Consider the following 20,456-nt stretch of genomic DNA (forward strand, 5'->3'; position numbering starts at 1 on the left):
GAGGACGAGGGCGAGGAAGACGGGCCGGAACCAGCCGGGCAGCAGGCTCTCGGCGCCGGCGACGGCGTCGGTCATGTCCGTCCGCGTGGCGGCGGTCACGGCGGCGCTGACGGCGAGGGCGCCGGCGCGGTTCCAGGGGATGCCGAGGACCTGGAGGTTGAGGCCGGAGGAGTAGAGGGTGATGACCGAGTTGGTGACGGAGCCGCCGAGGACGAGGGCGAGGAAGACGGGCCGGAACCAGCCGGGCAGCAGGCTCTCGGCGCCGGCGACGGCGTCGGTCATGTCCGTCCGCGTGGCGGCGGCGACACCGGCGACGCCCAGGGCGACCGAGGAGAGGAAGCCGCCGAGGGCGCCGCTGACGGTGACCGCGCGCAGGCTGGTGGTGCGGGGCAGGTAGCGGGTGTAGTCGGCGGGCATCGGGAGGTACGAGAACGGGCCGGCCAGCATCACCACGAAGGCCAGGCTCCAGCCGGCGGCTCCGGGCCCGGTGGCGGGGGCGGCGGTGTCGGCGCCGGGCACCAGGAGGACGACGAGGACGCCGAAGCCGACGGCGAGGACGTACGCCATCCAGCGCTCGGCGAACTGGACGGTGGCGTGGCCCCAGAAGGAGATCGCGAAGGTCAGGGCGAGGGTGACGGCGAGTGCCAGGGCCCGGGGCGCGGCCCCGCCGGACCAGCCGAGGGCGGCGAGGAAGGCTTCCAGGGCGAGGGTGCCGACGACGGTGTTGACGACCGTGTAGCCGATGCTGACGACCCAGTTGAGCGCGCCGGCGGGGCGGTTGCCGCGGGGGCCGAAGGCGGCGCGGGAGAGGACGAGGGTGGCGGTGCCGGTGCGGACGCCGCCGAGGCCGGCGGCGCCGATCGCCAGGAAGGAGAGGCCGCCGATCACGACGACGGCGGTCGCCTGCCAGAAGGAGAGGCCGAAGGCGACGGCGAGGGCGCCGTTGATGACGTAGGTGAAGGTGAGGTTCGAGCCGAACCAGACCCAGAAGACGTCCTTGGCGCTGCCGTGGCGTTCGGCGTCGGGGATGGGGTCGATGCCGTGCGCCTCGACCTGGAAGACCTCGTCCCGGGTGGTGGTCGGCGGTGCCGCCGTCTCGTTGTCGAGCACCTCACGCTCCTCTGCTGCTCGTACGTCCGGATCCTGAACGACGTATCTTGAATGACGTTCTAAGTTCTTGAATGGCATTCAAGATGGGCGACAGGTTCCGGCCACGTCAAGACCCCGCCGGAGATCCGGTTAAGGTCGATGCCGTACGAGGACGGGCAGCCGGGCGAGGGAACGGGGTGCGGCGACGGTGGCAGGGGCGACACGGCGGCGCGACGGACACGTCACCCAGGAGCGGATGCTGGAGGAGGCCATGGCGGCGATCGCCGAGGACGGCCTCGCCTCCCTCACCATGTCCGCGCTGGCCGAACGGCTCGGCACCAGCGGCGGCCACATCCTGTACTACTTCGGATCCAAGGACCGGCTGCTGCTCGCCGCCCTCCGCTGGAGCGAGGCCGCGCTCGCCGAGGAGCGCCGGGCGCTGCTCGGCCGCCGGACCAGCGCCGAGCGGAAGCTCGACGACTTCCTCCGGCTCTACCTGCCGCGCGGCCCGCGCGATCCGCGCTGGACGCTCTGGATCGAGCTCTGGGCCAGGACCGCGGGCAACCCCGAACTCCGCGAGGCCCAGCGGGAACTGGACGCCGACTGGCAGCGCGACCTGGAGTCCCTGCTCGCCGCCGGCGCGGCCCGCGGGCGCTTCGCCCCGCTCGACGCGCCGGCCCGCGCCTCCGAACTCCTCGCCCTCCTCGACGGCCTGAGCACGCGGGTCGCCCTCGGCCAGGACTCCGCCCCCGGCGCCCGCCCGGCGCTGGACTCCGCCCGGGCCGCGGCGGCCCTGCTCGTCCCCCGCGCCTGAACCCCGAGTCGGTCCGGCAGCACCGCCCGCGCGTCCGAGGCCGGACCACCGGGGCGCTCGTGCGGACCACCGGGGTACTCGCGCGGAACCCCGTACCTCTCGGCCACGGCGGGCAGCGGACGGCCGCCGGGCCGGTGGCGGCCGGACGGCTACGGGCCGGGCGCGGGAGCGTGCCCGGGGCGGCGGGCGTCCCGGCCGCGGCGGCCGTGCCGGAGGAGTCCGGCGCCGGCCGGAACCGGGGCGCCGCAGCGGGCGCAGGGGACGCCGTACCCGTGGGCGCGCTCCTCGGGGTTCACTCCGGGTCGGCGCCGTCCCGGTAGGCCTCCAGCAGGCGGAGCCAGACCTCGCTGAGCGTCGGGTACGAGGGCACGGCGTGCCACAGGCGGGAGACGGGCACCTCGGCGGTGACGGCGACGGTCGCGGCGTGGAGGAGTTCGCCGACGGCGGGGCCGACGAAGGTGGCGCCGAGGAGGACCTCGCGGTCGAGGTCGACGACGAGCCGGGCGCGGCCCCGGTAGCCCTGGGCGTAGAGGCCCGCACCGGCGACGGAGCTCATCTCGACGTCGACGGCGCGGACCCGGTGCCCGGCCCGTTCGGCCTCGGCGAGGCTCAGGCCGACGGCGGCGGCCTCGGGGTCGCAGAAGACCACCTGGGGGACGGCGGCGTGGTCGGCGGTGGCGGCGTGCGGCCCCCAGGCCGCGGCGTCCCCGAGCGGGGTGCCGGCCGCGCGGGCGGCGATCGCGGCACCGGCGATCCGCGCCTGGTACTTGCCCTGGTGGGTCAGGAGCGCGCGGTGGTTGACGTCGCCGACCGCGTAGAGCCAGTCGGTGCCGTCGACGCGCAGGCTGTCGTCGACGTCGAGCCAGGAGCCGGGTTCCAGGCCGACGGTCTCCAGGCCGACGGACTCGGTGCGCGGGGCCCGGCCGGTGGCGAAGAGGACCTCGTCGCCCTCGACGGTGTCGCCGCCCTCCAGGACCACGGTGACGGGACCGCTGCCCCCGTCCCGTACGACCGCCTCGACGGAGACGCCGGTGAGGACGTCGGCCCCGCGCGCCCGCAGCGCCTCGGCGACGCGCTCGCCGACGAAGGGCTCCATCCGGGGAAGCAGCCGGTCGCCGCGGACGAGCATGGTGACGTGGGAGCCGAGCGCGTGCCACGCGGTCGCCATCTCGACGCCGACGACGCCTCCGCCGACGACGAGCAGCCGGCCCGGCACCCGGTCGGCGCTGGTCGCCTCCCGGCTGGTCCAGGGGCGGGCGCCGGAGAGCCCCGGCAGCGGAGGCAGCACGGCGCGGCTGCCGGTGCAGAGGGCCACCGCGTGCCGGGCGGTCAGGACGTGGTGTTCGCCCTCGGGGCCGTCGACGGCGACCCGGCGGGGCCCCGCCACGCGCCCGTGCCCCCGGTAGACGCGTACGCCGATCGAGTCCAGCCAGTCGACCTGGCCGTCGTCCTTCCAGTGCCCGACGGTCTCGTCGCGGTGCGCGAAGACGTCCAGGGCGTCCAGCGGGCCGTAGACCGCCTCGCGCAGACCGGGGACCTTGCGCGCGTCGGAGCGGGCGAGGACCGGGCGGAGCAGCGCCTTGCTGGGCATGCACGCCCAGTAGGAGCACTCGCCCCCGAGGAGTTCGGCCTCCACGATCGCGGCGGTCAGTCCGGCCGCGCGCACCCGGTCGACGACGTTCTCGCCCACCGGACCCGCGCCGAGGACCACCACGTCGTACTCGTGCTCGTTCGCGTGCTCGTTCTCCACCGTTCGCGTCATGGGGACCAGTCTGGTGGGTGGGGGCCGGAATAGCGCGGCTCGATAGGCCGTTGTGCGGGGCGAGTCCCCAGGGGACCGTGAGGACACCACAGGAGACCGAAAGGCGGAAGCATGAGCACCATCGAGCTCACCAAGGACAACTTCGACGAGGTCGTCAGCGGGAACGACTTCGTCCTGATCGACTTCTGGGCTTCCTGGTGCGGGCCGTGCCGTCAGTTCGGCCCGGTCTACGAGGCCGCTTCCGGGCGCCACCAGGACCTGGTCTTCGCCAAGGTGGACACCGAGGCGCAGCCCGAGCTGGCGGCCGCCTTCGAGATCCAGTCGATCCCGACGCTGATGATCGTCCGGGACAACGTGGCAATCTTCGCGCAGCCGGGCGCGCTGCCCGAGGCCGCGCTGGAGGACGTCATCGGCCAGGCGCGGAAGCTGGACATGGACGAGGTCCGCAAGTCGGTCGCGGCGCAGCAGCAGGCCCCGTCCCAGTGACCCGGACGCCCCGCGTACGGTGAGAGCCCCCGCTCCGGCGGGGGCTCTCCCGTTTCCGTACGCCGTGCCCCACGGGAGGGCGCGGTCAGCGCTCCAGGACCAGGGCGAGGCCCTGGCCGACGCCGATGCAGAGGGCCGCGAGGCCGGTGCCGGAGCCGGCGGCGGCGAGCTGGTGGGCGACCGAGCCGGCGAGGCGGGCGCCGGAGGCGCCGAGCGGGTGGCCGAGGGCGATGGCGCCGCCGCGCGGGTTGACGATCGCGGGGTCGAGTTCCGGCCACTCGGCGAGGCAGCCGAGGGCCTGGGCGGCGAAGGCCTCGTTGAGTTCGAAGGTGGTCAGGTCGGCGAAGGAGCGGTCGGCCTTGCCCAGGGCGCGGCGGACGGCGGCGACCGGGCCGAGGCCGAAGAGCTGCGGCTCGATGCCGGTGACGGCGGAGGCCCGGATCCGGGCGAGCGGCTCGCGGCCGGTCTCGCGCAACCCGTCCTCGTCGACGAGGAGGAGGGCGGCGGCGCCGTCGTTGAGCGGGGAGGCGTTGCCGGCGGTGACGGTGCCGCCGTCGGCCCTGAAGACCGGCTTGAGACGGCCGAGCGCCTCCAGGGAGGTGTTCTCACGGACGCACTCGTCGCGGTCGAGCTCCGCGCCCGGGTACGGGACGACCTCGGCGTCGTACAGGCCCTTGGCCCACGCCTCCGCGGCCTTGCGGTGGCTGTCCAGGGCGAAGGCGTCCTGCGCCTCGCGGCCGAGGGCGTGCCGGTCGGCGACGAGCTCGGCGCCCTCGCCGAGGGAGACGGTCCACTCGGCGGGCATCGCGGGGTTGGTCATGCGCCAGCCGAGGGTGGTCGAGTGGAGCTGCTGGTGGCCGGCGGGGAAGGCGCGCTCGGGCTTCTGCAGCACCCAGGGGGCGCGGGACATGGACTCGACGCCGCCGGCGATCGCCACGGAGGCGTCGCCGAGGGCGATCGCGCGGGCGGCCTGGATCACGGCTTCGAGGCCGGAGCCGCAGAGGCGGTTGACGGTGACGCCGGGGACGGTGACGGGGAGGCCGGCGAGGAGCACGGCCATCCGGGCCACGTCGCGGTTGTCCTCGCCGGCGCCGTTGGCGTCGCCGAAGTAGACGTCGTCGACGAGGGCCGGGTCGAGGTCGGGCGTGCGGTCGACGAGGGCCCTGACGACATGGGCGGCGAGGTCGTCCGGCCGTACGGAGGCGAGGCCGCCGCCGAACTTGCCGATGGGGGTGCGGACGGCGTCGACGATGTACACGTCGCGGATGCTCATCGGATCTCTCCCGGGTGACCGGCGGAACGACTCTGTTCGCCTGGTGAAACAAGTTTCGCGCTTCTGCGCGCGCAGAGTCTGGGCCCCGGTGCCGCGCCTGTCAACGGCGCACGGGCCAAGGTGGCGTTCGCTCGGCCGAGGGCCCCCGTCCGCCCTTGGCCCCTCCGGCCCCGCGGACAGCCGTGCCCGCTCCTCGACGGCGAGGAGGCCGTCGAGGAGGTCGATGAGGAGGGGCCGGGCCCGCCCGAAGGGCCTTGCCCCGCCCCTCAGCCCGTCTTCGCGTCCCGTACCAGCGCCACCAGGCCGTAGTCGAGCTCGCGGCCGTCGACCAGGAGCGCCTCCACCGTGCGCGTCTCGGGGTCGATGTCGGCGAGCATGCCGTGGCCCTCGTAGATCGGGTAGCCGGTCTCTCCGTAGCGGCCGGTGCGCTCCACCACGGCGGAGCGCACCGCGCTGTCGGCGACGCTCGCGCCGCCCCGGTCCTCTACGTGGCCGGGCACCAGGAGGATCTCGTAACGGTTGGGGTGAGTGCTCATGCACCGACGCTAAGCGGTCAGCTGGACTCGCGCCGGACGACCCGCGAGTCCAGGAGCGGGCGGGTGCCGGACTCGTCCGCGGTGCCGTTCACCGCGCCGTCGACGAGCTCGGCCAGCTCGCCCCCCTGGAGCAGGTCGATGTGCACGGTGCTGAGCCGGGGGCGCAGCAGCCGGCCGAGGAGGAGGTCGTCCGCGCCGACGACGGCGGTCTCCTCGGGGACGGCGACGCCGGCGTCCTGGAGGGCGCGCATGAGGAGCATCGCGTACTCGTCGTTGTAGGCGAAGACCCCGTCGAGGGCGAGTTCCGGCCAGCGTCCGGCCAGTTCCGCGGCGGACTCCTCGGTGTACGCGAGGGGGAGGGGCACGAGGGTGGCACCGGCGGCCTCGGCGGCGTCGCGGGCGCCTTCCAGGCGCGGTCCGGAGAACATGCCGAGGCCCGGCTCCTCGGGGACGACGACGCCGATCCGGCGCCGACCGGTCGCGATCAGGTGCTCGGCGGCGACCCGGCCGACCCTCGGCTGGTCGAGGACGAGGGAGTGGGCGCCCTCGGTCCGCCGCGTCCCCACCGTGATCACGGCCTTGACGCCGGAGCGCTTGAGGATCTCCACGGCACCGGGGGTCACCTCCACCTCGCCCACCGAGACGACGGCGGCGGGGCGCAGCTCGGCCCAGGCGCGGGCGGCGTCCTCGGGGGCGAGGCCGACACTGCCGTACTGGACGACGGTGTAGTCGAGGCGGCGCAGGGCCCACTGGAGGTCGTTGAAGAAGCGGCTGTAGAGCGGGCCGACGGGCACGTGGGCGCTGGGCAGCAGCACCATCCGGCTGTGGCCCGCGCGCAGGGTGCGGGCGGCGGCGTGGGGGACGTAGCCCAGCTCGCGGGCCGCCTCGCGGACCCGTTCGCGGGTCGGTTCGCTGATGCGGACCGCGGAGGTGTTGTTCAGGACGTAGCTGACGGTGGCCCGGGAGACGCCCGCGAGACGCGCCACGTCGGCGCTGGTCGGCACGGCACGGGCGGGGGTGCGGCCCGGGGTGCCGTCGGCAGGCTGTTCGATCGACTGACTCATCGCTTCGGCATCTTTCCAGAACAATCCGGCGCAGGGTCTGGCGGATGGCCGGAATCGGGTGCTACACAATGCTGACACGCGTCACTGACACGTGTCACTTCGCCTAAATCATCCATTTTCCGCCCCCTCATCGGGCGTTCTCCTCTGGAGGGCAACGTGGCCCTTTCCTCCCCCGGGACCGGCGCCGGTACGGGCTCCGCCCCCGCCGCCGGCCCCGACTCCCCCGCCGCCCCCCGCCCCACCCGCGGACTGCTGCCGCTGCTGCTCCTCGGCAACAGCGCGATGTACGCGCTCTACATCGGCGTGGCGGGCATGCTGCTCGCGCTCCAGATCGAGGCCGTCGACCCGGCCGAGAAGGTGGCCAACTTCGGACTGGTCGCCGGCATATCCGCGATCTTCGCGACGGTCTTCAACCCCGTCGCCGGCGCGCTCTCCGACCGCTCCGGGCGGCGCAACCCGTGGATCCTGGGCGGCGGTCTCCTCGCCGTGCCCGTGATGCTGCTGCTCGGCAGCGTGCACACGATCCTGCTGGTCACCATCGCCTGGTGTCTCGGGCAGGCGGTGATGAACGTCTACCAGGCGGCTATCACCTCCGTGGTGCCCGACCGGGTCCCGCTCGCCTCCCGCGGCAAGGCGTCGGCGGCCGTCGGCCTCGGCCTGCCGATCGGCTCCGCCATCGGCGCCCTGGTCGGCGCGGCCTTCTCCGACGACTACCGGACCGGCTACCTGGTCTTCGGCGCGGTCATCGCCGTCACCTCGGTGGTCTTCACCTCGCTCGCCCGCGAGGAGCGGATGCCGGCGAAGGCGCCACTGCCGGTCAAGGCGCAGATCGCCGCCTTCGGCAGCGCGCTCAAGGACCACGACTTCCGATGGGCGTTCATCGGCCGGGCGCTGCTCGTCCTCGGCTACTTCGCGGTGTCCGGCTTCCAGCTCTACATCCTCAAGGACCACACCGTCCTGCCGGCCGGGCTGTCGGCCGAGGAGGCCGTCGCCATCCTCATGCCGGTCAACTCCCTCGCCATGGTGGTCTCCACGGTCCTCGGCGGCTGGCTCTCCGACCGCTACGACCGCCGCAAGCTCTTCGTCGGCGCCTCCGCGGCGCTGGCCGCCGGCGCGCTGCTCATCCCGGCGCTCTCCAGCAGCTGGACGGCGATGCTCGCCTTCTCGGTCGTCAACGGCCTCGGTTTCGGCTGCTACATGGCGGTGGACACGGCCCTGGTGACGATGGTGCTGCCCGCGGCGGAGGACGCCGCCCGCGACATGGGCGTGCTGAACATCGCCAACGCCGGCCCGCAGATCGTGGCGCCCTTCGTCGCCTCGGCGGTGGTCTCGATCGGCGGCGGCTACACCCCGCTGTTCCTCGTCGCGGCCGTCCTGTCGGTCCTGGGCGCCCTCGCGGTCCGGCCGATCCGCTCGGTCCGCTGATCAGGACGGGTCGCAACCCCCTCCGGAGCGGCGGGTTCTGACGTACCGTTCGGTCATGAACGAGTCGATGGACAGCTCGATGGTGGGACTGCTCGGCCGGGTGACCGGGACCGTCGGGCCCGGGCTCGTCGGCGAGGTGATCCTGCGGATCCGCGGCGGTGCCGAGCACTTCCTCGCGTACGCGGCGACCCCGAAGGAGCGGATCGAGGTCGGCACCCTGGTGACCGTCGTGGAACACCTCCCTCCGCGCACCGTCTATGTCACAGCCGTGTACGGCGTCTGACACGACGTCCGGCACGACCGTTGAGCCGCGGCCGTCCCGGGCGCACACTCCCTTCACCGGATCCGCACGGCTCCGGTGAAGGGGGACCTTTCCCATGGGCATCGGCATTCTGGCGGGCGCCGTCGTCGGCGCGCTCGTCGTCCTGATCGTCCTGTTCAAAATGATGTGGCGCGTCGCGGAACCCAACGAGGCGCTCATCATCTCCGGTTCCAACCACAAGAACGAGGGCCTCGGCGACGGCATGGGGTTCCGCATCGTGACCGGGCGCGGCACCCTCGTGGTGCCCGGTGTGCAGGCGGTGCGGAAGCTGTCGCTGGACCTCAACGAGACCCAGCTGTCGGTCGAATGCGTCACCCACCAGGGCATTCCGCTCAAGGTCCGGGGTGTGGTGATCTTCAAGGTGGGCGACGACTTCGTCTCGATCGCCAACGCGGCCCGCCGCTTCCTCGACCAGCAGAAGCTGATGAGCGAGCGGGTCCACATCGTCTTCGCCGGTCATCTCCGCGCCATCGTCGGCGGGTTGACCGTGGAGGACATGATCCGTGACCGGGAGAAGCTGACCGGGCAGGCGCGTTCCGCCTGTGGCACGGAGATGGAGAAGCTCGGTCTGATCGTCGACTCGCTCCAGATCCACGAGATCGAGGACCCGACCGGTTACATCAAGAACCTCGCCGCCCCGCACGCGGCCGCCGTCCAGCGCGACGCCCGGATCGCGCAGGCGGAGGCCAACCGGCGGGCGACCGAGGCCGAGCAGCAGGCGGCGGCCCGGATGTCGGAGGCGACCCGCGACAGCGAGATCCTCCAGGCCGGCTACCAGGCCGAACGGGACCAGGCCAGCGCCCGGGCCCGGCAGGCCGGCCCGCTGGCCGAGGCCGCCTCCCGGCAGGAGGTCGTCGTCCAGGAGACCCGGGTCGCGGAGCTGGAGGGGCACCGCAAGGAGCAGCAGCTCCAGGCGGAGGTCCGCAAGCCGGCCGACGCGATGGCGTACGAGACGCGGACCCTGGCCGAGGCCGAGCGCGACGCCCGGATCTCGGCCGCGCAGGCCAAGGCGCGGGAGACCGAGCTGGCGAGCGCGGCGACGGCGACGGCGACCCGGGTCACCGGTGAGGCCGAGGCCGCGGCGGCGCACGCGAAGGGCCTGGCGGTGGCCGAGGCCACCCGCGCCAAGGGCCTGGCCGAGGCGGAGGCGATCAAGGCGCGGGCGGCGGCCCTCGCGGAGAACCAGGAGGCCGTGGTCGCGCAGCAGCTGGCCGAGCGGTGGCCGGAGATCGTCGAGGCCGGTGCCTCCGCGTTCGGGAACGTGGACCAGATGATCCTCCTGAACGGCGCCGACGGCATGGCGGACATGTTCGCCAAGGCGCTCACCATGGGCGGGACCGGGCTCGGCCTGGCCCGTCAGCTGCTCGCCACGATGGGCCCGAACGGCTCCGACCGGCCGGCCGCGGCCGCCGTGCCGGCCGCGCGGGCGGCAGGGGACGAGGAGGTGACGACAATCGAGATCACCGTCGGCGACGACGCGTGACCCCACGGACCCCGTACGTACGCGAGCCGGGCCCGGCACCGTCATGGTGCCCGGCCCGGCCCGTGCCCGTCTCCCCGGATCCCTCGCTCGGCCGGGGGCCGGACCTCAGTTGTGGCCGAACTTCCGCTCTCTGCGGTGGGACGCAGTCTCGATGACGGGCCTCGGCGACTCGCTCGCGGCGGTCGTCCCGCCCTTCTCCTTGGCGGACGTCACCTCCCGGTGCTCGTGACCACCCGTGCGGGCGCCCTTGTTCACCCGGGTCTGCTTCTTGCCCACGATCGTGCCTCCCGTACGACGACTCTCGGACGCGGCTCGGACGCGAGTCCGTGTGTCTTCAGGCTCGCACGGCGGCACGAAGAGCGCATACCGGGGAAATAGGGAGATCGGATCCCCTGTCGGTCGGGTGTCGGTCGGGTCGGATCCAGCATGCGTCAGCCCGGATTCGATATCCGTGAGCGTGGATCCACCGTCATCCGTGAGCGTGGATCCACCGTGCGTCAGCTTGGATCCAATATCCGTCGGAAGGCGGCGAGGGTCGGGGTCCCGGCGGCACGGTCCAGGACGGCGAAGACGACCTCCTCGAAGTGACCGGCGAACCGGCCTTCACCGCTCAGCAGCCTCTCGAAGGCGCTCGCCACCTCGGCCGGGTCGTTGCGGAAGACGCCGCAGCCCCAGGCGCCCAGGACGATCCGGTGGTACCCCTCGGCGACCGCCGTCTCCAGGACCCGCTCGGCGCGGGAGGCCAGGGCGGCCGGCAGCAGAGGGGCCCGGCGCGGGTCCCGGCGGCGGACGACGCCGGCGTTGGGGGCGGGCGAGGTCAGGAAGCCGACCGTGAAGGGGGTGGCGAGCAGGGCGCCGCGGTCGTCGCGGAAGACCGGGACCCGGGGCGAGTGGATCACCCGGTCGGTGTAGAAGGTGTCCCGGTCGCCCCGGTGGTGCTCGTAGTACGCGGGGGCGCGGAGCAGGGTGGCGTGGAGGGCGGAGGAACGGCACAGCGCCTCCTCCTGGGCCTGGGCGCCGTTGAGGTAGCCGCCTCCGGGGTTGCGGGCGGAGGCGAAGTTCAGGACGGCGACCGGCCGGGCCGGGTCGGCGGCGGTCATCCGGCGGGCGGCGGCGAGGCTGCTCTCGCCGGTGACCTCGATCCGGCCGGCGCGGCCGGTGGCGGGGGTGACGGGGATCGGCTCGGGACCGTACAGCCGGGTTCCGGCCAGGGCGGCGGCGAGGTCCTCGTGGAAGGAGACGGTCCGCCCGTCGGGGGCGGTGTAGGAGGCCGCGGCGACGATCTCCTCGGTCTGCCGCGCGATCTCGCGCAGTCGTGCACTCATGCCACGAGAATGATCGTTTCGGCGGGATGGGGACAAACGATTTTCCGTCTCCTCTCCCGACTCCCCCGTCACAGCGGGTCGGGGGGTGTTTTACGGACGTCCGGGGGCACAGGGGGCGCGCGTGGCGACGCCGAGGCGCTCTTGCACGCCGCCCGGCGGTGGCTTTAGGTGGAAGGCAGCGGCTTCCCGAACGGTTCCGCGACCAGCACCTGGAGGTGCACGGATGACGCCCAGCGGCACCCCGCGCGGCGGCCCGCCCCTCACCGAGGAGGCGGCGGAGGACCTGCTGCGCTGTATCTGTTTCAAGACCGGCCCGCCCAAGACCGTGGGCGTGGAGCTCGAATGGCTCGTCCACGATCTGCGCGACCCGCGCGAGCCGGTGCGTCCGCACCGCCTGGCGGCCGCGCTCGACACCGTACGGTCCCTGTCACTGGTGTCGTTGCTCACCTTCGAACCCGGCGGGCAGCTGGAGCTCAGCTCGCTCCCGGCCGGTTCCCTCATGGAGTGCATGGACTCGCTCGCCTCCGACCTGTCGGCGGTGCGCGCGGCGCTGGGTCCGCTCGGCCTGGCGCTGAGCGGGTACGGGGTCGATCCCTGGCACTCGCCGCGCGAGCGGGTGCTGCGCGAGCCCCGGTACGACGCGATGGAGGTCGCGCTCGGCCGGACGGGCCCCGCGGGCCGGGCCATGATGTGCGAGTCGGCCTCGGTCCAGGTCTGCCTGGACGCCGGTTACGAGAAGCCGGGCCCGCTCGGCTACCTGCGCCGCTGGGAGCTGGCGCACGTCTTCGGCGCGGTCCTCGTGGCGGTCTTCGCCAACTCCCCGCAGCACGGCGGGCGTCCGACCGGCTGGCGCTCCACCCGGCAGGCGCTGTGGGCGGAGCTCGACCCGGTGCGGACGCTGGCGCCCACGGCGGACGGCGACCCGCGCCGGGAGTGGGCCGCGCACGTCCTGGACACTCCGGTGCTCTGCGTCCGCGCGGAGGACGACGGCCCGTGGCTGGTGCCGGAGGAGCTGACCTTCCGGGAGTGGCTGCGCACGGGGCTGCCCCGGCCGGCCGACGCCGACGACCTGCGCTACCACCTGACGACGCTCTTCCCGCCGGTCCGGCCGCGCGGCCACCTGGAGCTGCGGATGATCGACGCGCAGCCGGGCGCGGACGGCTGGATGGTGCCGGTGGCGGTGACGACGGCGGTCTTCGAGGACGCGGAGGCGGCCGAGGCGGTGCACCGGGCGGTACGGCCGCTGGCGGAGCTGGCCGGGCCGGATCCAGCGCCCCGCAACCCGCTGTGGCTGCGGGCCGCCAGGGACGGGCTCGCCGATCCGCTGCTGCACGGGGTGGCGGTCGAGGTCTTCGCCGCGGTCCGGCCCGCGCTGCGCCGGATCGGCGCGAGCGAGCCGGTGCGGAAGGCCGTCGACGCCTTCCGGGAGCGGTACGTGGACCCCGGGGGCTGCCCTGCCGACGAGCTCCAGGTGGTGACCTCGTGACCGGAACGGCCGACACGGACACGACCGCGGGCCCCGCGCCGGTCCCGGAGGCGCTGCGGGCCAGGGCGCTGGAGGCGCTCACCGCCGCCCGGGCCCGCACCGCGCTGCTCACGGAGTGCGTGGACGACGGCGAACTCATGACCCAGCACTCGCCGTTGATGTCGCCCCTGGTCTGGGACCTGGCGCACATCGGGAACCAGGAGGAGCAGTGGCTGTGGCGGGAGGTGGCGGGGCGGGAGGCGCTGCGACCCGAGATCGACCCGCTGTACGACGCCTTCGCGCACCCCCGCTCCGAACGCCCGTCGCTGCCGCTCCTCGGACCGGCCGAGGCCAGGGCGTACGCCGCCGACGTACGGACCCGGGTGCTGGACGTCCTGGCCGGGGCGCGACTGGAGGGGCGTCCGCTGCTGGACGCGGGCTTCGCCTTCGGGATGATCGCCCAACACGAACAGCAGCACGACGAGACCATGCTGATCACCCATCAGCTACGGAAGGGACCGGTCGCGCTCGACGCTCCCCCGCCGCCGGTCCACCCCTCGGGCCCCCTTCCGGACGAAGTGCTGGTGCCCGGCGGGCCGTTCACGATGGGGACCTCGGACGAGCCGTGGGCGCTGGACAACGAGCGCCCGGCGCACACCCGTACCGTGGCCGCCTTCCACCTCGACACGACACCGGTCACCAACGGTTCCTACCTGGCGTTCATGGCGGACGGCGGCTACACCGACCGGCGGTGGTGGCACCCGGAGGGCTGGGCGCAGATCCGTGAACACCGCGTCGTGGCACCGCTGTTCTGGAGCCAGGAGGGCGGGCGGTGGCTGCGCCGACGGTTCGGGGTGACCGAGCCGGTGCCGGAGGACGAGCCCGTGGTCCACGTCAGCTGGTACGAGGCGGACGCGTACGCCCGGTGGGCGGGGCGGCGTCTGCCGACGGAGGCGGAGTGGGAGAAGGCGGCCCGGTACGACCCGGTGACCGGGCGCTCGCGCCGCTACCCGTGGGGCGACGCCGACCCGGGTCCGGACCACGCCAACCTGGGCCAGCGGCACCTGCGGCCAGCGCGGGCGGGGAGCTACCCGGCGGGTGCCTCGCCGCTCGGGGTGCGGCAGCTGATCGGTGACGTGTGGGAGTGGACGGCGAGCGACTTCCTGCCGTACCCGGGCTTCCGGCCGTTCCCGTACAAGGAGTACTCGGAGGTGTTCTTCGGGTCCGAGTACAAGGTGCTGCGCGGCGGTTCGTTCGCGGTGGACGCGGTGGCCTGCCGGGGCACCTTCCGCAACTGGGACTACCCGGTGCGGCGGCAGATCTTCGCGGGCTTCCGCACGGCCCGCTCCGCGGAGCTCGACTGATGTGCCGTCACGTCGCCTATCTGGGCGTGCCGTTGGCGCTCGGGGAGGTGCTCGTGCGGCCTCCACACGCGCTGTTGCGCCAGGCGTGGGCGCCGCGGACGCAGAGCAGCGGGGTGGTGAACGCGGACGGCTTCGGCGTCGGCTGGTACGCGGACGGGGACCCGGTCCCGGCCCGGTACCGGCGCACCGGGCCGATCTGGGGCGACCTCTCCTTCGCGGACCTCGCCCGGGTCGTGCGCAGCGGGGCGCTGCTGGGCGCGGTGCGGGGGGCGACGCTGCCGGGCGCGGACGGGGAGGCGGCGGCCTCGCCGTTCGCCTCGGGACCGTGGCTCTTCAGCCACAACGGCGCGGTGCCCGGCTGGCCGGGGACGCTGACGCCGCTGGCGTCGACGCTGCCGGCGGCCGAGCTGCTCGACCTGGAGGCGCGCACCGACTCGGCGTTGCTGTGGGCGCTGGTGCTGCACCGGCTGCGGGCGGGCCGGGGTCCGGGGGACGCGCTCGCGGAAACGGTGCTGGCGGCGGCCGAGGCCGCGCCCGGGGCGCGGCTCAACCTGCTGCTCACCGACGGCGACCGGATCGCGGCGACGGCGTGGGGGAACAGTCTGTGGTGTCTGTCCGGCCCCGACCGGGTGGTCGTGGCCTCCGAACCCTATGACGACGATCCCCGGTGGCAGGAGGTGCCCGAGCGCACGCTCGTCACCGCCTGCCGGTCGGACGTCGTCCTCACCCCGCTCAAGGAGTCGTCCGCGTGAGCACGTTCCAGCTGACCCGCACCCTCGCCCCGGACGCGGCCGCCGCCGATCTGCGCGCCGACGTGCTGCGGGGCCTGACTCGTACGCCCAAGGAGCTGCCGCCGAAGTGGTTCTACGACGCGCGCGGCAGTGAGCTGTTCGACGAGATCACCCGGCTGCCCGAGTACTACCCGACGCGCGCGGAGCGGGAGATCCTGATCACGCGGGCGCCGGAGATCGCGGCGGCGACCGGCGCGCGGACGCTGGTGGAGCTGGGTTCGGGTTCGTCGGAGAAGACCCGGTTCCTGATCGACGCGCTGCTGCCGGGGCTGGCCGCGTACGTACCGGTGGACGTGAGCGAGTCGGCGCTGACCGGGGCGGCCGAGGCGCTCCTCGCCGACCGTCCCGGGCTGCGGGTGCACGCCCTGATCGCCGACTTCACCCGGAGCGTCACGCTGCCGGACACGCCGGGGCCGCGGCTCGTCGCCTTCCTGGGCGGGACGATCGGCAACCTGCTGCCGGAGGAGCGGCGGTCGTTCCTGCGCTCGGTGCGGTCGATGTCGGCGGCGGGTGACGGCTTCCTGCTCGGCACGGACCTGGTGAAGGACGAGTCGACCCTGGTGGCCGCGTACGACGACGCGGCCGGGGTGACGGCGGAGTTCAACAAGAACGTGCTGGCCGTGATCGACCGGGAGCTGGGCGCCGACGCGGATCCGGACGACTTCGAGCATGTGGCCCGGTGGGACCGGGAGCGGGAGTGGATCGAGATGCGGCTGCGGGCCCGGCACGCGCTGACCGTGAAGATCCCCGACCTCGATCTGGTGGTGCCGTTCGAGGAGGGCGAGGAGCTGCGGACGGAGGTGTCGGCGAAGTTCCGTCAGGAGGGGGTGCGGGCGGAGCTGGCCGAGGCGGGGTTCGAGCTGACGCGCTGGTGGACGGACGAGGAGGGCCGGTTCGCGCTGTCGCTGGCGACGGCCCGGTAGGGGGCCGGGCAGGCGCTCGGGGGGCCGGCGGGGCCGGCCTGTCGGGGGACGGCGGGGCGCCGGCCGGTGGGCCGCCGGTCCGTGAGCGGTCGGTCCGTGAGCGGCCCGTCCGTCGGGGGTCGCGTGGCCGTTGGTTCCACGGCCCGCTGGGCGGCTGCGGCGAGGAGTCGACGATCCGGGTACTGGATCACGGATATCGGATCCAGTACCCGGACCTCCACGGTCAGTCCCGGCGTCCGCGCGACCCGCCACAGCGACGCGCCCAGCGGGTCCTCCCCCACGTACGCCGCCGCCCCCGCGGGCCGGTAGCCGATGCGTATCGGCTGGATATCGGATCCAGTATTCACGGCGGCCTGGAAGAGCGCCGGACGGAACCGTCCACCGGCCCGCCCGCACCATGTGGACCCCTCCGGGAAGACGGTCACCCGACCGCCCGCGGCCAGCGCCCCGGCGAGCTCGCGCACGGTGCCGGGCAGCCGGCGCAGACCGTCGCGGTCGATGAAGAGCGTGCCTCCCAGGGCGGCGAGCGGGCCGAGCACCGGCCAGCCGCGTACCTCCCGCTTCGCCAGCATCCGGCCGGGCAGGACGGCGGCGACGACCGGGACGTCCAGCCAGGAGACGTGGTTGGCGACCACGAGCGCGGCCCGTCCGCCGGACGGCGGGGCGCCGGTGACGGTCAGCCGGACGCCGAAGGCGCGGACGACGGCCCGCGTCCAGAGCCGTACCAGGACGTGCCGCGCGGCGGCGGGCAGCGGGCCCACCGCGGGGAGGAGCACCACGCCGAGGAGGACGGTCGCGAGACCCGCCGCGAGGCGGGCGCAGGCGCGCGACGCGGGCGCGGGCCGGAAGAGGGCCCGGGCGGGCGGTTCCGGGTCCGGGTGGGCCGCGCAGCGACGGCCCGGGGTGCAGGGTGCCGTGGGGAGCCACGGCGAGGGCGCCGGGGCCGCGCCGTTCACGAGGCCGGGACGAGCGAGAGGAAGTGGCGCAGGTAGCGCGGGTTGGTCCGGCGCAGCGAGAGCAGCACGTAGAGGTCGGCGACGCCGAAGTCGGGGTCGTGGGCGGGGGCGCCGCAGACCCAGGCGCCGAGCCGGATGTAGCCGCGCAGCAGCGGGGGCAGTTCCGTGCGGCCCTCGGGGCGGCGGACGCCGTCGGGGTTCCACAGCTTGCGCGGGGTGACCCAGTACTCCTCGGGGGCGAGGTGCTTCGCCTTGACCGTGTCCCAGGTGGCGGCGGCCGACGCGCCGCCGTCGGCGAGCGGGATCGAGCAGCAGCCGGCCAGCCACTCGTGGCCGGTGCGGGTCATGTAGCGGGCGAGGCCGGCCCAGATGAGGGCGATGACGGCGCCGTTGCGGTGGGCGGGGTGGACGCAGGAGCGGCCGACCTCGACGAGGTCGTGGCGGATGGGCGCGAGCCGGGCGAGGTCGAACTCGCTCTCGGAGTAGAGGCGCCCGGCGACGGCGGCCCGCTCGGGCGGCAGGATCCGGTAGGTGCCGACGACCTCGCCGGTGGACTCCTCACGGACCAGCAGGTGGTCGCAGTAGGCGTCGAAGGCGTCGGTGTCGAGGCCCGGCTCGGGCCCGTCGAGGCGGGCGCCCATCTCGCCGGCGAAGACCAGGTGGCGCAGGCGCTGGGCGGCGCGGACGTCGTCCTGGTCGCGGGCGAGTCCCACGAGGTAGCGGGGCGCGGGCTGGGAGCCGCCGCCCGGGCCGGGCTGCGCGGGGAGCGCCACGGCGGGCTGGATGCCCGCCGGCACGGGGACGGCGGGGGCGGTGGGGGCGGCGAGCGCGTGCGAGGGGGCGGGCATGGCGGTCTCCTCCGGCGTACGGAAGGTGAAGGGTCGGCGCCGGTCCGCGAGCGGTGCGGCCCGGCCCCTCGTTTCTTCCGCCGCCGGCTGGATTCGACATGACCGTCCGGGGGATCGCGGGTGTGGGAAGGCTGAATGCTCCGCGGCGCCCCGTCCCGGGTGCGCCGCGGCCGGTTACTCGGACAGGGTCTCGGTGATGGCGTCCGAGGCGGTACGGGCCGCCTTCCTGGCGTTCTCGCCCTCCAGGACGGCGGTCATGAAGGGCTTGATGGGGTTGTCGCCCTCGACGCTGGCCCACTGCGGGGAGTTGGGGGTGGCGCGGCCGTTGGCGGCGCCGACGGCCATGGCCGCGGTGGCCTCCTGGCCGGAGACGACGGAGGCGAGGCCCTTCTTGTTGGGCACGTAGCCCATGGCGCGGGCGAGTTCCGTCTGCCACTTCTCGCCGGCCAGCGCCTTGACGACCTCGAGGGCGGCGGCCCGGTCGGGGGCGTTCTCCGGGATGATCAGGTCGGAGCCGCCGGTGAAGACCGCGCAGGGGGTGCCGGCCTTCTTGCCGGGGATGGGGAAGTAGCCGAGCTTGTCCTTGAGGCCCGGGTTGGCCTTGAGGATGGCGGAGACCGCGCTGGGGACGGCGACGATCTGGGCGACGTCGCCCCGGGCGAAGACCTCGGCCTGCGGCGGGTTCTGCTCGTCGGCGTTCTTCGGTCCCGAGCCGAGGGACTGGAGGTCCTTGTAGAACTCCATGCCGCGCATGGCCTCGGGGCTGTCGAGGGCGCCCTTCCACACGCCGCCCTCGTCGACGGCGAGCTCGCCGCCCTCGTCCCAGATGAAGCCGGCGAGGGTGTACCAGTCCTGGCCGGCCAGGTAGATGCCCTGGGAGCCCTGGCGGTTGAGCTTCTCGGTGGCGTCGAGCCACTCCGCGCGCGTGGCGGGGGGTCCGTCGACGCCGGCCTGGGCGAAGAGGTCCTTGTTGTAGATGACGATGCGGTTGGCGGCGTACCAGGGGATGCCGTACTGGGAGCCGCCGACGCTGCCGGGTTCGGCGAGACCGGGCAGCCAGTCCTCGCTGCCGAGGTCGCGGACGGACTCCAGGGTGAGGTCGAAGAGCCGGTCGGTGTCGGCGTACTGGGCGACCTGGGTGTTGCCGACCTCGATGAGGTCCGGTCCGCCGCCGCCCTTGATGGCCTCGGTGACCTTCTTGCCGATGCCGGTCCACTCCTGGATGGTGACGTTGAGCTCGATGTCGTCGTGCTCGTCCTCGTACGCCTCGGTGAAGCGGTTCAGGAAGTCCTCGCTGACGCTGTCCCGCATGAGCCATATGTCGACCGTTCTGGCCTCGCCCCCGGAGCCCGGCAACAGCCCGCAGCCCGCGAGGGCGAGTGCGGTGGCGGCAGCCAGCGGGCATGCGAGAAAGCGGTTCTTCACGGAGGTCACCTTCGGTTCAGCACACGGCGGTGCGGCATGGGGGGCTGACCCGACGTGGGGGGACCGAACGGGTTGTTCGCGCGGGTATGTGGCCTGGATTCTGGTCTGGACCAACCGAGTGGTCAAGTCCTTGACCATCTCGTTCCCGGATCGGGCGGGCATTCGGAACGGTTACCCCCGGGTACGGGCGAAGGGGGCGGCACCGCTCCGCGCCGTGTCGCGCCGTGCCCCGCGCTGGGGCACGGTGGAGGGACGTACGAGAGGAGTCCGGCCCCCATGTCGAACCACACCTACCGCGTCACCGAGATCGTCGGCACGTCCACCGAGGGCGTCGACCAGGCCATCCGCAACGGCATCGATCGCGCCTCGCAGACGCTCCGCGGCCTCGACTGGTTCGAGGTCACACAGGTCCGCGGCCACCTGGTCGACGGGCGCATCGAGCACTACCAGGTCGGCCTGAAGGTCGGCTTCCGACTGGACGACGAGGCCTGACGGCGGTCAGGTCCTGCCCTCGCGCTCCTGGGCCTCCCTCAGCGCCTCGGAGGGGGTGGCCCAGTGGGCGCGGACGACCGGGAAGCCGGCCGCCGCCGCGGCGTCGCAGACGAGCCCGTCGTCGTCGACCAGCATCCGGACCTCACGGCCGGCGCCGAGCCGCCGCAGGATCTCCACCTTGGTGACCCGTGCCGGCCGGAAGTCGCGGTGCCGCCGCATGTGCAGCGGCCCCTCGGGAAGCCCCTGCGCGGCCAGCCACTCCAGGGTGTCCCGCCGGCAGCGCTCCGGACGCCCGGTGAGGTACACCACCTGGCACTCCTCGGCCGCCGACCGGCAGAGGTCGACGCCCTCGGCCAGCGGCGGATCGTCGGGTGCCGCCGCGAAGAAGGCGTCCCAGTCCCGGGGCCGCCGCTCCAGGAAGTGCTGCCGGTGGGCGGTGTCGGCCAGCGTGCCGTCGAGGTCGAAGACGGCCAGCGGCCGGGTGTCTCCTGTCACGCGCCCAGCCTAGGAGCCGGGACCGACAACCGCCGTGAGCCCCCGGCACCCGCCGTGAGCCCCCTACGACGGCCTCAAGCCCCCCCCCGACGACCATCGGCGACCGCCACCGACCGCA

21 protein-coding genes are annotated in these 20,456 nt (G+C 74.1%); 10 read left to right on the forward strand and 11 right to left on the reverse strand.

All coding sequences use genetic code 11. The features are described 5' to 3' along the window. On the reverse strand, positions 1–1,188 hold a 1,188-nt coding region (locus ACFQ8C_RS08170; protein ID WP_383453466.1), incomplete at its 3' end, for a purine-cytosine permease family protein. Between the two features lie 109 nt (positions 1,189–1,297). Between ACFQ8C_RS08170 and ACFQ8C_RS08175 the strand changes: the two genes are divergently transcribed. Further along, on the forward strand, positions 1,298–1,903 hold the full coding sequence (locus ACFQ8C_RS08175; RefSeq protein WP_383453468.1) for a TetR/AcrR family transcriptional regulator: 606 nt from the start codon (positions 1,298–1,300) through the stop codon (positions 1,901–1,903). A gap of 292 nt (positions 1,904–2,195) precedes the next feature. Here ACFQ8C_RS08175 and ACFQ8C_RS08180 read toward each other — a convergent pair whose 3' ends face one another. After that, on the reverse strand, positions 2,196–3,665 hold the full coding sequence (locus ACFQ8C_RS08180; protein ID WP_383453470.1) for a dihydrolipoyl dehydrogenase family protein: 1,470 nt from the start codon (positions 3,663–3,665) through the stop codon (positions 2,196–2,198). 111 nt (positions 3,666–3,776) lie between these two features. Between ACFQ8C_RS08180 and trxA the strand changes: the two genes are divergently transcribed. Next, a complete protein-coding gene (trxA, locus tag ACFQ8C_RS08185) occupies positions 3,777–4,151 on the forward strand; it encodes a thioredoxin (RefSeq protein ID WP_383453471.1) in 375 nt (124 codons plus the stop codon). Between the two features lie 85 nt (positions 4,152–4,236). Here trxA and ACFQ8C_RS08190 read toward each other — a convergent pair whose 3' ends face one another. The 3 genes from ACFQ8C_RS08190 to ACFQ8C_RS08200 all read right to left on the reverse strand — a co-directional run bounded on the left by ACFQ8C_RS08190 (position 4,237) and on the right by ACFQ8C_RS08200 (position 7,024). Beyond that, positions 4,237–5,424, reverse strand: coding sequence for a thiolase family protein (locus tag ACFQ8C_RS08190; protein WP_383453473.1), 1,188 nt, complete (start codon positions 5,422–5,424; stop codon positions 4,237–4,239). A 266-nt stretch (positions 5,425–5,690) separates the two neighbouring features. Further along, positions 5,691–5,960, reverse strand: a complete 270-nt coding sequence (locus tag ACFQ8C_RS08195; protein ID WP_383453475.1) for a hypothetical protein — start codon at positions 5,958–5,960, stop codon at positions 5,691–5,693. Positions 5,961–5,977: 17 nt separating this feature from the next. Continuing rightward, entirely contained in the window at positions 5,978–7,024 is a 1,047-nt protein-coding gene (locus ACFQ8C_RS08200) for a LacI family DNA-binding transcriptional regulator (protein ID WP_383453476.1), read from the reverse strand. Positions 7,025–7,180: 156 nt separating this feature from the next. Here ACFQ8C_RS08200 and ACFQ8C_RS08205 point away from each other — a divergent pair, with 156 nt between their 5' ends. The 3 genes from ACFQ8C_RS08205 (at position 7,181) to ACFQ8C_RS08215 (ending at position 10,254) form a co-directional block, all read left to right on the forward strand. Next, complete coding sequence (locus ACFQ8C_RS08205) at positions 7,181–8,449, forward strand: MFS transporter (protein ID WP_383453478.1); 1,269 nt, start codon at positions 7,181–7,183, stop codon at positions 8,447–8,449. Between the two features lie 79 nt (positions 8,450–8,528). Continuing rightward, positions 8,529–8,732 (forward strand): hypothetical protein, encoded by a 204-nt coding sequence (locus ACFQ8C_RS08210; RefSeq protein WP_383453575.1) that lies wholly within the window; start codon positions 8,529–8,531, stop codon positions 8,730–8,732. Between the two features lie 94 nt (positions 8,733–8,826). Then, positions 8,827–10,254 carry a flotillin family protein gene (locus tag ACFQ8C_RS08215; RefSeq protein WP_383453479.1) on the forward strand — a complete coding sequence of 476 codons (1,428 nt, stop codon included), beginning with the start codon at positions 8,827–8,829 and terminating at the stop codon, positions 10,252–10,254. A 105-nt stretch (positions 10,255–10,359) separates the two neighbouring features. Here ACFQ8C_RS08215 and ACFQ8C_RS08220 read toward each other — a convergent pair whose 3' ends face one another. Continuing rightward, positions 10,360–10,530 carry a hypothetical protein gene (locus ACFQ8C_RS08220; protein WP_383453481.1) on the reverse strand — a complete coding sequence of 57 codons (171 nt, stop codon included), beginning with the start codon at positions 10,528–10,530 and terminating at the stop codon, positions 10,360–10,362. A 221-nt stretch (positions 10,531–10,751) separates the two neighbouring features. Then, positions 10,752–11,579 (reverse strand): TIGR02452 family protein, encoded by an 828-nt coding sequence (locus ACFQ8C_RS08225; protein ID WP_383453483.1) that lies wholly within the window; start codon positions 11,577–11,579, stop codon positions 10,752–10,754. 223 nt (positions 11,580–11,802) lie between these two features. Between ACFQ8C_RS08225 and egtA the strand changes: the two genes are divergently transcribed. From egtA to egtD, 4 genes are read left to right on the forward strand one after another with little or no spacing between them, the layout of a single operon-like run. Next, on the forward strand, positions 11,803–13,065 hold the full coding sequence (gene egtA / locus ACFQ8C_RS08230; RefSeq protein ID WP_383453485.1) for an ergothioneine biosynthesis glutamate--cysteine ligase EgtA: 1,263 nt from the start codon (positions 11,803–11,805) through the stop codon (positions 13,063–13,065). Further along, positions 13,062–14,408, forward strand: coding sequence for an ergothioneine biosynthesis protein EgtB (gene egtB / locus ACFQ8C_RS08235; RefSeq protein ID WP_383453487.1), 1,347 nt, complete (start codon positions 13,062–13,064; stop codon positions 14,406–14,408). Before egtA ends, egtB begins: the two co-directional genes overlap by 4 nt. Further along, complete coding sequence (egtC, locus tag ACFQ8C_RS08240; RefSeq protein WP_383453489.1) at positions 14,408–15,160, forward strand: ergothioneine biosynthesis protein EgtC; 753 nt, start codon at positions 14,408–14,410, stop codon at positions 15,158–15,160. The genes egtB and egtC overlap by 1 nt, the downstream gene beginning before the upstream one ends. Further along, positions 15,157–16,122 carry an L-histidine N(alpha)-methyltransferase gene (gene egtD, locus ACFQ8C_RS08245; RefSeq protein WP_383453491.1) on the forward strand — a complete coding sequence of 322 codons (966 nt, stop codon included), beginning with the start codon at positions 15,157–15,159 and terminating at the stop codon, positions 16,120–16,122. The genes egtC and egtD overlap by 4 nt, the downstream gene beginning before the upstream one ends. Here the strand turns inward: egtD and ACFQ8C_RS08250 are convergent. From ACFQ8C_RS08250 to ACFQ8C_RS08260, 3 genes are all read right to left on the reverse strand, one after another. Then, entirely contained in the window at positions 16,017–17,078 is a 1,062-nt protein-coding gene (locus ACFQ8C_RS08250; protein ID WP_383453493.1) for a lysophospholipid acyltransferase family protein, read from the reverse strand. The two genes, egtD and ACFQ8C_RS08250, sit on opposite strands and share 106 nt — an antisense overlap. Then, on the reverse strand, positions 17,075–17,926 hold the full coding sequence (locus ACFQ8C_RS08255) for a GNAT family N-acetyltransferase (RefSeq protein ID WP_383453495.1): 852 nt from the start codon (positions 17,924–17,926) through the stop codon (positions 17,075–17,077). The genes ACFQ8C_RS08250 and ACFQ8C_RS08255 overlap by 4 nt, the downstream gene beginning before the upstream one ends. Before the next feature lie 174 nt (positions 17,927–18,100). Beyond that, positions 18,101–19,351, reverse strand: a complete 1,251-nt coding sequence (locus ACFQ8C_RS08260; protein WP_383453497.1) for an extracellular solute-binding protein — start codon at positions 19,349–19,351, stop codon at positions 18,101–18,103. 276 nt (positions 19,352–19,627) lie between these two features. Between ACFQ8C_RS08260 and ACFQ8C_RS08265 the strand changes: the two genes are divergently transcribed. After that, entirely contained in the window at positions 19,628–19,843 is a 216-nt protein-coding gene (locus tag ACFQ8C_RS08265; protein ID WP_383453498.1) for a dodecin, read from the forward strand. Between the two features lie 6 nt (positions 19,844–19,849). Here the strand turns inward: ACFQ8C_RS08265 and ACFQ8C_RS08270 are convergent, their stop codons facing one another. Next, positions 19,850–20,338, reverse strand: coding sequence for a hypothetical protein (locus tag ACFQ8C_RS08270; RefSeq protein WP_383453500.1), 489 nt, complete (start codon positions 20,336–20,338; stop codon positions 19,850–19,852). Positions 20,339–20,456 lie beyond the last annotated feature (118 nt).

The organism is Streptomyces sp. NPDC056503, assembly GCF_042794995.1.
Lineage (GTDB): Bacteria > Actinomycetota > Actinomycetes > Streptomycetales > Streptomycetaceae > Streptomyces.

Excerpts from the sequence above, each read along its gene's own strand:
- ACFQ8C_RS08180 (WP_383453470.1), bottom strand. The coding sequence starts at position 3,665 with ATGACGCGAACGGTGGAGAACGAGCACGCGAACGAGCACGAGTACGAC.
- trxA (WP_383453471.1), top strand. The coding sequence starts at position 3,777 with ATGAGCACCATCGAGCTCACCAAGGACAACTTCGACGAGGTCGTCAGC.
- ACFQ8C_RS08190 (WP_383453473.1), bottom strand. The coding sequence starts at position 5,424 with ATGAGCATCCGCGACGTGTACATCGTCGACGCCGTCCGCACCCCCATC.
- ACFQ8C_RS08195 (WP_383453475.1), bottom strand. The coding sequence starts at position 5,960 with ATGAGCACTCACCCCAACCGTTACGAGATCCTCCTGGTGCCCGGCCAC.
- ACFQ8C_RS08200 (WP_383453476.1), bottom strand. The coding sequence starts at position 7,024 with ATGAGTCAGTCGATCGAACAGCCTGCCGACGGCACCCCGGGCCGCACC.
- ACFQ8C_RS08210 (WP_383453575.1), top strand. The coding sequence starts at position 8,529 with ATGGTGGGACTGCTCGGCCGGGTGACCGGGACCGTCGGGCCCGGGCTC.
- ACFQ8C_RS08215 (WP_383453479.1), top strand. The coding sequence starts at position 8,827 with ATGGGCATCGGCATTCTGGCGGGCGCCGTCGTCGGCGCGCTCGTCGTC.
- ACFQ8C_RS08225 (WP_383453483.1), bottom strand. The coding sequence starts at position 11,579 with ATGAGTGCACGACTGCGCGAGATCGCGCGGCAGACCGAGGAGATCGTC.
- egtA (WP_383453485.1), top strand. The coding sequence starts at position 11,803 with ATGACGCCCAGCGGCACCCCGCGCGGCGGCCCGCCCCTCACCGAGGAG.
- egtC (WP_383453489.1), top strand. The coding sequence starts at position 14,408 with ATGTGCCGTCACGTCGCCTATCTGGGCGTGCCGTTGGCGCTCGGGGAG.
- ACFQ8C_RS08255 (WP_383453495.1), bottom strand. The coding sequence starts at position 17,926 with ATGCCCGCCCCCTCGCACGCGCTCGCCGCCCCCACCGCCCCCGCCGTC.
- ACFQ8C_RS08265 (WP_383453498.1), top strand. The coding sequence starts at position 19,628 with ATGTCGAACCACACCTACCGCGTCACCGAGATCGTCGGCACGTCCACC.